Origin of the sequence: Klebsiella sp. K-3 (genome assembly GCF_051207495.1) — a bacterium.
Classification (GTDB): domain Bacteria; phylum Pseudomonadota; class Gammaproteobacteria; order Enterobacterales; family Enterobacteriaceae; genus Klebsiella; species Klebsiella aerogenes.
Genome location: NZ_JBPNXF010000016.1, coordinates 23,412 through 35,593 on the forward strand (window position 1 = coordinate 23,412; position 12,182 = coordinate 35,593).

The 12,182-nt window shown below is 56.6% G+C and carries 11 protein-coding genes; all 11 read left to right on the top strand.

The features are described 5' to 3' along the window. The first annotated feature begins 149 nt into the window (after positions 1–149). The 11 genes from wecA to wzyE are packed head-to-tail and all read left to right on the top strand — an operon-like array spanning position 150 to position 12,177. Complete coding sequence (gene wecA / locus ACSEMK_RS21830) at positions 150–1,253, top strand: UDP-N-acetylglucosamine--undecaprenyl-phosphate N-acetylglucosaminephosphotransferase (protein ID WP_015368885.1); 1,104 nt, start codon at positions 150–152, stop codon at positions 1,251–1,253. A 13-nt stretch (positions 1,254–1,266) separates the two neighbouring features. Further along, entirely contained in the window at positions 1,267–2,313 is a 1,047-nt protein-coding gene (wzzE, locus tag ACSEMK_RS21835) for an ECA polysaccharide chain length modulation protein (protein WP_087858711.1), read from the top strand. 55 nt (positions 2,314–2,368) lie between these two features. Continuing rightward, the gene (gene wecB, locus ACSEMK_RS21840) at positions 2,369–3,499 is read left to right on the top strand and encodes a non-hydrolyzing UDP-N-acetylglucosamine 2-epimerase (RefSeq protein WP_213317858.1); all 1,131 of its coding nucleotides are present in this window, start codon (positions 2,369–2,371) and stop codon (positions 3,497–3,499) included. Further along, positions 3,496–4,758: a UDP-N-acetyl-D-mannosamine dehydrogenase gene (gene wecC / locus ACSEMK_RS21845; protein ID WP_430915456.1), complete on the top strand. Its 1,263-nt coding sequence runs from the start codon at positions 3,496–3,498 to the stop codon at positions 4,756–4,758. Before wecB ends, wecC begins: the two co-directional genes overlap by 4 nt. Continuing rightward, positions 4,755–5,822 carry a dTDP-glucose 4,6-dehydratase gene (rffG, locus tag ACSEMK_RS21850; RefSeq protein WP_430915457.1) on the top strand — a complete coding sequence of 356 codons (1,068 nt, stop codon included), beginning with the start codon at positions 4,755–4,757 and terminating at the stop codon, positions 5,820–5,822. The genes wecC and rffG overlap by 4 nt, the downstream gene beginning before the upstream one ends. Positions 5,823–5,840: 18 nt before the next feature. Further along, on the top strand, positions 5,841–6,722 hold the full coding sequence (gene rfbA, locus ACSEMK_RS21855; protein WP_411326014.1) for a glucose-1-phosphate thymidylyltransferase RfbA: 882 nt from the start codon (positions 5,841–5,843) through the stop codon (positions 6,720–6,722). Next, positions 6,700–7,374, top strand: coding sequence for a dTDP-4-amino-4,6-dideoxy-D-galactose acyltransferase (rffC, locus tag ACSEMK_RS21860; protein WP_430915468.1), 675 nt, complete (start codon positions 6,700–6,702; stop codon positions 7,372–7,374). Before rfbA ends, rffC begins: the two co-directional genes overlap by 23 nt. Before the next feature lie 4 nt (positions 7,375–7,378). Then, positions 7,379–8,509 carry a dTDP-4-amino-4,6-dideoxygalactose transaminase gene (gene rffA / locus ACSEMK_RS21865; protein WP_113374967.1) on the top strand — a complete coding sequence of 377 codons (1,131 nt, stop codon included), beginning with the start codon at positions 7,379–7,381 and terminating at the stop codon, positions 8,507–8,509. Position 8,510: 1 nt separating this feature from the next. Then, positions 8,511–9,761, top strand: coding sequence for a lipid III flippase WzxE (gene wzxE, locus ACSEMK_RS21870; protein ID WP_045378694.1), 1,251 nt, complete (start codon positions 8,511–8,513; stop codon positions 9,759–9,761). Beyond that, positions 9,758–10,834 carry a TDP-N-acetylfucosamine:lipid II N-acetylfucosaminyltransferase gene (locus ACSEMK_RS21875; protein WP_411326016.1) on the top strand — a complete coding sequence of 359 codons (1,077 nt, stop codon included), beginning with the start codon at positions 9,758–9,760 and terminating at the stop codon, positions 10,832–10,834. Before wzxE ends, ACSEMK_RS21875 begins: the two co-directional genes overlap by 4 nt. Beyond that, positions 10,831–12,177 carry an ECA oligosaccharide polymerase gene (wzyE, locus tag ACSEMK_RS21880; RefSeq protein WP_087858705.1) on the top strand — a complete coding sequence of 449 codons (1,347 nt, stop codon included), beginning with the start codon at positions 10,831–10,833 and terminating at the stop codon, positions 12,175–12,177. Before ACSEMK_RS21875 ends, wzyE begins: the two co-directional genes overlap by 4 nt. Positions 12,178–12,182: the final 5 nt, after the last annotated feature.

Genomic DNA, 12,182 nt, shown 5'->3' on the forward strand with positions numbered 1-12,182 from the left:
CCGTATGATATGCGCGGCGGGTAAGGCAGAAAGGACTTTAACAGTCTAAAATATATACAATAAATTTGTAATGTTCTGCTTTTCCCCTTCAGGAGTGGAGACATCATCGTTATACTCCCCGGATTAACTATGCTGAGAGCACATGTGTTGTGAATTTACTCACTGCTATTACTGAATTAATCAGTGTTTTCTTATTCACGACCCTGTTTATATTTGTTGCCCGTAAAGCAGCGAAAAAAATTGGGTTAGTGGATAAGCCAAACTATCGGAAACGGCATCAAGGTTTGATTCCGTTAGTTGGTGGTATCTCAGTTTATGCCGGTATTTGTTTTACCTTTGCGATTGCCGATTATTATATCCCTCATGCCACGCTGTATCTGGCCTGTGCGGGCGTGCTGGTGTTGGTCGGCGCGTTGGATGACCGATTTGATATCAGCGTAAAAATTCGTGCGGTTATTCAGGCCGCGATAGCCGTTATCATGATGACGGCGGGTAATCTGCATCTCAGCAGCCTCGGCTATATTTTCGGTTCGTGGGAGTTAGTCCTCGGCCCCTTTGGTTTTTTCCTCACGCTTTTCGCCGTTTGGGCGGCAATCAACGCCTTCAATATGGTGGATGGCATTGACGGGTTGCTCGGCGGGCTTTCGTCCGTTTCCTTCGCCGCAACCGGCATCATCTTATGGTTTGACGGCCAGTACAGCCTGGCGATGTGGTGTTTTGCGATGATCGCCGCCATCCTGCCCTATATTTTACTTAATCTCGGCGCGCTTGGACGTCGCTATAAAGTGTTTATGGGCGATGCCGGCAGCACCATGATTGGCTTCACCATTATCTGGATCCTGCTGGAGACCACGCAGGGTAAAACGCATCCCATCAGCCCGGTGACGGCGCTGTGGATTATTGCGATTCCTTTGATGGATATGGTGGCGATTATGTATCGCCGCCTGAGAAAGGGGATGAGCCCGTTCTCGCCGGATCGTCAGCATATTCATCATTTAATCATGCGTGCCGGGTTTACTTCCCGGCAGGCCTTTGTCTTGATTACGCTGGCTGCCGCTTTACTGGCGCTGGTCGGCGTAGTGGCGGAATACACCCGTATTGTTCCTGAATGGGTGATGTTAATACTCTTTTTGTTTGCTTTTTTACTTTATGGCTACTGCATTAAGCGCGCATGGAAAGTGGCGCGTCTGGTTAAGCGCATTAGACGCAGAATTCGGCGACACAGCGGCAATAATCCAAATTTAACCAAGTAAAACTGGGGACGTGATGACTCAACCATTACCGGGAGCACAAGCAGTGAACGTTGAGAACGAACTGGATATTCGCGGGCTGTTTCGCGCCTTATGGGCAGGAAAAGGCTGGATAGTCGGCACCGCCGCGCTATTCGCGCTGATCGTTCTTATTTATTCCTTTTTTGCTCGCCAGGAGTGGAGCGCGACGGCAATTACCGACCGGCCGACCGTCAATATGCTGGGCGGATACTATTCGCAACAGCAGTTCTTACGTAACCTGGATATCAAAGCCGATCTGGCTTCGGTAGACCAACCTTCCGCCATGGATGAGGCATACAAAGAGTTCATTATGCAACAGGCGTCATGGGATACCCGCCGTGACTTCTGGCTGCAGACCGACTACTACAAGCAGCGTCAGTCAGGTAACGCGCGCGCGGATGCGGCGATGCTTGACGATCTCATTAACGATATTCAGTTTATCCCGGGCGACCCGCTGAAAAGCGTCAATGACAGCATCAAGCTGACGGCGGAGACCGCGCCAGATGCCAATAATCTGCTGCGTCAGTACGTCGCTTTCGCCAGTCAGCGTGCCGCCGGTCATCTTAATGATGAGCTGAAGGGCGCCTGGGCGGCGCGTACCGTACAGATGAAAGCGCAGGTGAAGCGTCAGGAAGAGGTGGCGAGCGAGATCTACAACCGCCGCGTGCAGAGCGTCGAGCAGGCGTTGAAAATCGCCCAGCAGCATAACATTTCGCGCAGCGAGACCGATGTTCCAGCGGAGCAGCTGCCGGCCTCCGAACTCTTCTTACTGGGCCGGCCGATGCTGCAGGCGCGCCTCGAAAATCTGCAGGCCGTAGGGCCGGAATACGATCTCGACTATGACCAGAATCGCGCCATGCTGAACACGCTAAACGTTGGCCCGACGCTGGATCCACGTTTTCAGACTTACAGATATTTGCGTACGCCGGAAGAACCTGTAAAACGCGATAGCCCGCGGCGCGTATTTCTGATGATCATGTGGGGGATTGTGGGCGCGCTCATCGGCGCAGGCGTGGCGTTAGCACGTCGTCGTGTCCAGTGAATGGGGCCTGTGATGAAGGCTCCGCGCCATCATCACCTAATCGAAGAGAATCGATGTGAAAGTACTAACTGTATTTGGCACGAGACCAGAAGCCATCAAGATGGCGCCGCTGGTCCATGCGCTGGCAAAGGATCCTCATTTTGAGGCAAAGGTTTGCGTAACCGCGCAGCATCGGGAGATGCTCGATCAGGTGTTGAAACTGTTTTCGATTACGCCGGACTACGATCTGAACATTATGCAGCCGGGTCAGGGATTAACCGAGATCACCTGCCGCATTCTGCAAGGTTTAAAGCCGGTACTGGAGTCGTTTAAGCCGGACGTAGTGCTGGTCCATGGCGATACCACGACGACGATGGCGGCCAGTCTGGCGGCGTTTTATCAGCGGATCCCGGTGGGCCACGTGGAAGCGGGCCTGCGTACCGGCGACCTGAACTCGCCGTGGCCGGAAGAGGGCAACCGCACGCTGACAGGGCGCCTGGCGATGTACCATTTCGCCCCGACCGCCACCTCGCGCGATAACCTGCTGCGGGAAAATATTGACGCAGAACGCATTATCGTCACCGGCAATACGGTGATCGATGCGCTGTTCTGGGTTCGCGATCGTGTCCTTGGCGACGAGGCGTTGCGCAATGAACTGATGCAGCGCTACCCGTTCCTTGAAGAGGATAAGAAATTAATTCTGGTGACCGGCCACCGTCGCGAGAGCTTTGGTCTCGGCTTCGAGCACATTTGCCATGCGCTGGCGGATATCGCCAGCCATCATCCTGATGTGCAGATTGTTTATCCGGTTCACCTGAACCCGAACGTCAGCGAACCGGTCAACCGTATTCTTGGCCATGTCGCTAACGTGAAATTAATTGAACCGCAGGATTACCTGCCGTTCGTCTGGCTGATGAATCGGGCGTGGCTGATTCTGACCGATTCCGGCGGGATTCAGGAAGAGGCGCCGTCGCTGGGGAAACCGGTACTGGTGATGCGCGAAATGACTGAGCGCCCGGAGGCGGTCGCCGCTGGCACCGTGCGGCTGGTCGGCACCGACAGGCAGCGTATCGTCGATGAAGTCACCCGGCTGCTGCAGGATGATGCCGCCTGGCAGGCGATGAGTCGGGCCCATAACCCTTACGGCGATGGTCAGGCATGCGATCGTATTTTATCCGCCCTTAAAAATAATCAGGTAACGCTATGAGTTTTTCTACCATTTCAGTGATTGGCCTTGGGTACATTGGTCTGCCAACCGCTGCCGCATTTGCTTCCCGGCAACGGCGGGTGGTTGGCGTGGACATCAATCAACACGCCGTTGAGACCATTAACCGTGGTGAGATTCATATCGTCGAGCCGGATTTAGCGAGCGTCGTGAAAACGGCGGTTGAACAGGGATATTTAAGCGCCACCACCGTGCCGGAGGAATCTGACGCCTACCTGATTGCCGTTCCGACGCCGTTTAAAGGCGGGCATGAGCCAGATATGGCCTTTGTTGAATCCGCCGCTAAATCTATTGCGCCGACCCTGAAGAAAGGGGCGTTAGTGATCCTGGAATCCACCTCGCCGGTCGGCTCGACTGAACAGATGGCCGAGTGGCTGGCGGCGATGCGCCCCGATCTCAGCTTCCCACAGCAGGTTGGCGAGGCGGCCGACGTTAATGTCGCCTACTGTCCGGAGCGCGTGCTGCCGGGGCAGGTGATGGTTGAGCTCATCAAAAACGACCGCGTTATTGGCGGAATGTCGCCGGTCTGCTCGGCGCGTGCCAGTGAGCTGTATAAAATTTTCCTTGAAGGCGAATGCGTAGTGACTAACTCGCGCACTGCGGAAATGTGCAAGCTGACGGAAAACAGCTTCCGCGACGTCAACATCGCCTTTGCTAACGAACTATCGCTGATTTGCGCCGATCAGGGGATCAACGTCTGGGAACTCATCCGCCTGGCGAACCGCCATCCGCGCGTCAATATTCTGCAGCCGGGTCCGGGCGTCGGCGGCCATTGTATCGCCGTCGACCCGTGGTTTATCGTGGCGCAAAACCCGCAGCAGGCGCGTCTGATTCGCACCGCGCGCGAGGTTAACGACCACAAGCCGGAATGGGTAATCGATCGGGTAAAAGCACAGGTTGCCGAGTGCCTGAATGCCAGCAATAAACGCGCCAGCGAACTGACTATTGCCTGCTTCGGCCTGGCTTTTAAGCCTAACATTGATGACCTGCGCGAAAGCCCGGCGATGGAAATTGCCGCGCAGATCGCCCGCTGGCACAGCGGCGCGACGCAGGTGGTTGAGCCCAACATTCATGCGCTGCCGAAGAAACTTGATGGCCTGTGTACGCTGGCGACCCTCGATGACGCGCTGGCGAGCGCCGATGTGCTGGTGATGCTGGTCGATCACAACGAGTTTAAAGCCGTTAGCGGCGATAGCGTTACTCAGGCCTATATCATCGACACCAAAGGAGTGTGGCGGTGAGAACGATTCTGGTCACCGGCGGCGCGGGCTTTATTGGCTCCGCGGTAGTGCGTGAAATCATCCAGCACACCGCCGATCGCGTCGTGGTCGTGGATAAGCTGACCTACGCCGGCAATTTGATGTCGCTGGCGCCGGTGGCGCAGGATGCGCGTTTTGCCTTTGAACAGGTGGATATCTGCAACCGAGCCGAGCTGGATCGCATCTTCCGCCAGCATCAACCCGATACGGTGATGCACCTCGCGGCGGAAAGCCATGTCGATCGTTCCATCGATGGCCCGGCGGCGTTCATCGAAACCAATATCGTCGGTACCTATACGCTGCTGGAAGCCGCGCGCAGCTGGTGGAATACGCTGGCGGCGGAGCAAAAATCGGCGTTTCGCTTCCATCATATCTCGACGGATGAAGTGTATGGCGATCTGCACGGCAGCGATGATTTCTTTACCGAGACCACGCCCTATGCGCCAAGCAGTCCTTATTCGGCCTCGAAAGCTAGCAGCGACCATCTGGTGCGCGCCTGGCAGCGTACCTATGGCCTGCCGACGCTTATCACTAATTGCTCGAATAACTACGGCCCGTATCACTTCCCGGAGAAGCTGATCCCGTTGATTATTCTCAACGCGCTGGCGGGAAAACCGCTACCGGTTTACGGTAACGGCCAACAGATTCGCGACTGGCTGTACGTCGAGGATCACGCCAGAGCGCTGTATCTGGTGGCGACCCGCGGCGAGCCGGGCGAAACTTACAATATCGGCGGTCATAACGAGCGTAAAAACATCGAGGTGGTGGAAACCATTTGCGAACTGCTCGAAGAGCTGGCGCCGCATAAACCGCAGGGCGTGGCGCACTATCGCGATCTGATTACCTTCGTCGCTGACCGGCCGGGCCACGATCTGCGTTATGCGATTGACGCGGGGAAGATTGCACGCGAGCTGGGCTGGACGCCGGATGAGACCTTTACTTCCGGCATGCGCAAGACCGTCCAGTGGTATCTGGCAAATGAGGCATGGTGGCGGCAGGTTCAGGACGGTAGCTATCAGGGCGAGCGTCTTGGGCTGCACGGCTAACTGGCCCAGGAGGGCATGATGAAAGGTATTATTCTGGCAGGCGGTTCCGGTACGCGCCTGCATCCCATCACGCGCGGCGTGTCGAAACAGCTGCTGCCGATTTACGACAAGCCGATGATTTACTACCCGCTGTCGGTGTTAATGCTGGCCGGGATCCGTGAAATCCTTATCATCACCACGCCGGAAGATCAGCGCGATTTCCAACGCCTGCTCGGCGATGGCTCCGAGTTCGGTATCCAATTGCATTATGCCGTTCAGCCGACGCCTGATGGTTTAGCCCAGGCATTTATTATCGGGGAAACGTTTCTCAACGGCGAACCGGCGTGCCTGGTGTTGGGCGATAATATCTTCTTTGGCCAGAGCTTTAGCCCTAAGCTGCGTAGCGTCGCAACCCGCACCGAAGGGGCGACGGTATTTGGCTATCAGGTGATGGATCCTGAGCGCTTCGGCGTAGTGGAGTTTGATGACAACTTCCGCGCCTTGTCGCTGGAGGAAAAGCCGAAACAACCCAAGTCGAACTGGGCGGTCACCGGGCTTTATTTCTACGATGGAAAAGTGGCCGAATACGCCAAACGGGTCAAACCGTCCGAGCGCGGCGAGCTGGAAATTACCTCCATCAACCAGATGTATCTTGAGGATGGCGCGTTAACCGTCGAGCTGCTTGGGCGCGGCTTTGCGTGGCTGGATACCGGCACGCACGATAGCCTGATTGAAGCCAGCATGTTTGTACAGACGGTAGAGAAGCGGCAGGGCTTTAAAATCGCCTGTCTGGAAGAAATAGCCTGGCGTAACGGCTGGCTTGATGATGACGGCGTCAAACGCGCCGCGAAGCGGCTGGAAAAAACCGGCTATGGCCAATACTTGCTGGATCTCCTCCGTGCCCGCCCGCGCCAGTATTGAAGCGCTGGAGTGGGAAAACCGCTTCTTCGCCGTTAATAGCGGCATCGTTCGCTTTGACGAACGCGCGCCGCTGCTCACCGCTGAAGCCCTGGCGGGATGGTCGCGAGTGCAGGCGAAAGTCGCCGCCAGCGACACCGCCCGGCTGGATGCGCTACAGGAGATCGGTTTTCAACTGGTGGAAGGCGAGGTCGATCTGGCGTTGCCGGTAGGCGAGTCGGCTGATGCTGGCGCCGAATGGGCCGTTGAAGGCGATATTGTGCGACTGCGCGAACTGGCGGCGCAGGCCTTTGCCAGGAGCCGTTTTCGCGCTCCCTGGTACGCCGCTGACGCCAGCGGCCGGTTCTACGCGCAATGGATCGAAAACGCGGTACTGGGAACCTTTGACCACCAGTGTCTGTTATTTCGCGCGTCCGATGGCGACATCCGCGCATTTGTTTCTTTGCGTCAGCTCAATGACACCGACGCGCGTATCGGCCTGTTGGCCGGACGCGGCGCTGGAGCCGAGCTTATGCAGGCGGCGCGCCACTGGGCGGCGCAACGCGGGCTTTCTACACTGCGGGTGGCGACCCAAATGGGCAACACCGCCGCGCTTAAACGTTATATTCTCAGCGGTGCGAATGTGGAAAGCACCGCGTACTGGTTATACAGGTGACACGATGATTCCATTTAACGCACCGCCGGTGGTGGGGACTGAGCTCGATTACATGCAATCGGCGATGAACAGCGGCAAGCTTTGCGGCGACGGCGGTTTTACCCGTCGCTGCCAGCAGTGGTTTGAACAGCGCTTCGGCACCGCCAAAGCGCTGCTGACGCCATCCTGCACCGCGTCGCTGGAGATGGCGGCGCTGCTGCTGGATATTCAGCCGGGCGATGAAGTCATCATGCCCAGCTATACCTTTGTTTCCACCGCCAATGCTTTTGTACTCCGCGGGGCGAAAATCGTCTTTGTCGATATCCGTCGCGACACGATGAATATTGATGAATCGCTGATTGAAGCGGCGATCACCGATAAAACCCGGGCGATCGTGCCGGTGCATTATGCGGGCGTGGCCTGTGAGATGGACACCATCATGGCGCTCGCCGCCAAATATAACCTGTACGTGGTGGAAGACGCCGCGCAGGGCGTGATGTCCACCTATAAGGGCCGCGCGCTGGGCACCATCGGCCATATTGGCTGCTTTAGCTTCCATGAGACGAAAAACTACACCGCCGGCGGTGAAGGCGGCGCAACGCTTATCAACGATCGTAAACTGGTGGAACGCGCGGAGATCATTCGCGAAAAAGGCACTAACCGTAGCCAGTTTTTCCGCGGTCTGGTGGATAAGTACACCTGGCGCGATATCGGTTCCAGCTATTTGATGTCCGATCTGCAGGCCGCCTATCTCTGGGCGCAGCTGGAAGCCGCTGAACGTATTAACCAGCAGCGTCTGATGCTGTGGCAAAATTATTATGACGCGCTGCTGCCGCTGGCGCGCGCGGGCCGTATCGATCTGCCGGCGGTACCGGCGGATTGCGGGCAAAACGCGCATATGTTCTACATTAAGCTGCGGGATAACGATGACCGCGCGGCGCTGATTAACTGGCTGAAAGAGGCAGAAATACTGGCGGTGTTCCACTATATTCCGCTCCATAGCTGCCCGGCTGGCGAACAGTTCGGCGAGTTCTGCGGGGAAGATCGTTATACCACCCAGGAGAGCGAACGCCTGCTGCGTTTGCCGCTGTTCTATAACCTGTCTGCGGTAAACCAACGGACGGTGATTAACTCGCTGCTGAGCTACTTCTCCTGATATGTCGTTGGCAAAAGCGTCACTGTGGACCGCGGCGTCCACCTTAGTCAAAATAGGCGCCGGTCTGCTGGTGGTAAAGCTGCTGGCGGTCTCATTTGGCCCGGCGGGCGTGGGCCAGGCCGGTAACTTCCGGCAATTGGTCACCGTCCTTGGCGTACTGGCGGGCGCCGGGATTTTTAATGGCGTCACTAAGCTGGTTGCCCAACATCACGACGATCCGCTACGCCTGAAGCAGGTGGTTGGGACGTCGTCATCAATGGTGCTCGGCTTTTCCACCCTGTTAGCGCTGGTCTTTTTGCTGGCGGCGGCGCCCATAAGCCAGGCGCTGTTCGGCCATTCGCACTACCAGAATCTGGTACGTCTGGTGGCGCTGGTGCAGATGGGGATTGCGTGGGCCAACTATTTGCTGGCGCTGATGAAAGGTTTTCGCGATGCTGCGGGTAACGCTTTTTCGCTGATTGCCGGTAGCCTGATTGGCGTTGCGGCCTATTACGCCTGTTACTACTTCGGTGGTTATCAGGGGGCGCTGTTAGGGCTGGCGTTAGTCCCCGCGTTGGTGGTGGTTCCGGCCGCCATTATGCTATGGCGGCGTGGCGCGATCCCGTTGAGCGCGCTACGCCCGCGTTGGGATAACGGGCTTGCAGGGCAGCTATCGAAATTTACCCTGATGGCGCTGATTACCTCGGTGACGCTGCCGGTGGCCTATGTGATGATGCGTAATCTGCTGGCGGCGCATTACGGCTGGGAGGCGGTCGGTATCTGGCAGGGGGTGAGCAGTATCTCAGATGCCTACCTGCAGTTTATTACCGCCTCCTTTAGCGTGTATCTGCTGCCTACGCTGTCGCGGCTGAGCGCCAAAACGGACATCACGCGTGAGATAGTGAAGTCGTTGAAATTCGTTCTGCCGGCGGTGGCGGCGGCGAGCCTGACGGTCTGGCTGCTGCGCGATTTTGCCATCTGGTTACTGTTTTCCGCGCGCTTCACCGCGATGCGCGACTTGTTCGCCTGGCAGCTGGTGGGCGATGTTTTAAAAGTTGGCGCTTACGTCTACGGCTATCTGGTGATCGCCAAAGCGTCATTGCGTTTTTATATTCTGACGGAAATCAGCCAGTTCACGCTGCTGACCGCATTTTCACACTGGCTTATTCCGGCGCACGGCGCACTTGGCGCGGCGCAGGCGTATATGGCCACTTATATTGTTTATTTCGCCCTTTGTAGTGGCGTGTTTTTACTCTGGCGTAAACGGGCATGACAGCACTGATACACGTACTGGGATCGGATATCCCGCACCACAACCAGACCGTATTGCGGTTCTTTAACGACGAACTGGCCGCCGACGCGCGGGCCAGGACGTTTATGGTCGTGGGTGATGCGACAGGTATGCGCGAGGCGTATCCGGCGCTGGAGATTACCTGCTACCCGGCTAAGAAATCGCTGGCGCAGGCGGTGATTGCCAAAGCGAAAGCCGATCGCCAGCAGCGCTTTTTTTTCCACGGCCAGTTTAATACCGGTCTGTGGCTGGCGTTGTTGAGCGGCGGGATCCGCCCGTCGCAATTTAACTGGCATATCTGGGGCGCGGATCTGTATGAGAACTCCGTTAGCCTGAAATTCCGTCTTTTTTATCCTCTGCGCCGCATGGCGCAAGGGCGGGTAGGGCGCGTATTCGCCACCCGCGGCGATCTCAGCTGGTTTGCTAATCGCCATCCACGCGTGCCGGGCGAACTGCTGTACTTCCCGACCCGTATGGATCCGACGCTAAATTCCCTTGCCGATACCGCCCCGCGCGGTGACACCCTGACCATTCTGGTGGGGAATTCCGGCGATCGTAGTAACGAGCATATTGCAGCGCTGAAGGCGATACATCAGCAGTTTGGCGATACGGTGAATGTCATCGTACCGATGGGCTATCCGGCTAACAATGAAGCGTACATTGACGAAGTGCGCCAGGCGGGAGAGACGCTGTTTAGTCGCGAGCATCTGCAGATCCTTAGCGAGAAGCTTGAGTTTGATGATTATCTGGCGCTGCTGCGCCGCTGCGATCTGGGTTATTTCCTGTTTGCTCGCCAGCAGGGTATCGGCACGCTGTGCCTGCTGATTCAGGCGGGTATTCCCTGCGTGCTCAATCGCGAAAATCCGTTCTGGCAGGATATGACCGAACAACAGATCCCGGTGCTGTTTACCAGCGATACCCTGGATGTCGACATGGTGCGCGAAGCGCAGCGTCAGTTAGCGAGCGTTGATAAAACGCAAATCGCCTTCTTCCGACCGAACTATCTGGTGGGGTGGCAGCGGGCGCTACAGCTGGCAGCGGAGGCGCGGGTATGACGTTAATGCAATTTAGCGGGCTGTTGGTGGTCTGGCTACTGTCGACGCTGTTTATCGCTACCGCCACCTGGTTTGAGTTCCGCCGCGTGCGATTTAACTTCAACGTCTTTTTCTCGTTGTTGTTCCTGCTCACCTTTTTCTTCGGCTTCCCGTTAACCAGTATCCTGGTGTTCCGCTTTGACGTCAGCGTGGCGCCACCGGAGATTTTGCTGCAGACGCTGCTGGTTGCGGTGTGTTTCTATGCTATCTACTACGTGACCTACAAAACGCGCCTGCGTCCGGCATCGCGCGATGTTCCACGTCGTCCGCTGTTTACCATGAACCGGGTTGAAACCCATCTGGCCTGGGGGATTTTGATGGGGCTGGCGCTGCTGTGCGTCGGTATCTTCTTCGCCCACAACGGTTTCCTGCTATTTAAGCTCAATTCATACAGCCAGATATTCTCTGCGGAAGTGTCCGGCGTGGCGTTGAAGCGCTTCTTCTACTTCTTTATTCCGGCGATGCTGGTGATCTATTTCCTGCGTCAGGATTACAAGGCGTGGATTTTTTTCCTGGTGAGCACCGTCGCCTTTGGCCTGCTGACCTACGCGATCGTCGGCGGTACCCGCGCCAATATCATTATCGCTTTCGCTATCTTCCTGTTTATCGGCATTATTCGCGGCTGGATCAGCCTGTGGATGCTGGCGGCGGCGGGCGTGCTGGGCATTGTCGGTATGTTCTGGCTGGCGTTGAAGCGCTACGGGATGAACGTTAGCGGCGATGAAGCGTTTTATACTTTCCTCTATCTCACGCGCGATACCTTCTCGCCGTGGGAGAACCTGGCGCTGCTGCTGCAGAACTACGACAAGATTGAGTTCCAGGGGCTGGCGCCGATGATCCGCGACTTCTACGTCTTTATCCCCAGTTGGATGTGGCACGGCCGCCCAACAATGGTGCTGAATACCGCCAATTACTTCACCTGGGAAGTGTTAAACAACCACTCGGGGCTGGCGATATCGCCGACGCTGATTGGTTCGCTGGTGGTGATGGGCGGCGTATGGTTCGTACCGCTGGGCGCCGTCGCGGTAGGGCTCATCATTAAATGGTTTGACTGGTTGTACGAACTTGGCAATCGGGAGAGCAATCGCTACAAAGCGGCTATCCTGCATAGTTTCTGTTTCGGCGCTATCTTCAACATGATAGTGCTGGCGCGCGAAGGGTTGGATTCGTTTGGCTCCCGCGTGGTGTTTTTCCTCGTGATCTTTGGTATCTGCTTGTTAGCGGCGAAATTGCTGTACTGGCTCCTGGACAGCGCAGGATTGATTCATAAGCGGTTGAAGCCGCTTTCGCAACCGCAGGTATGATAAGG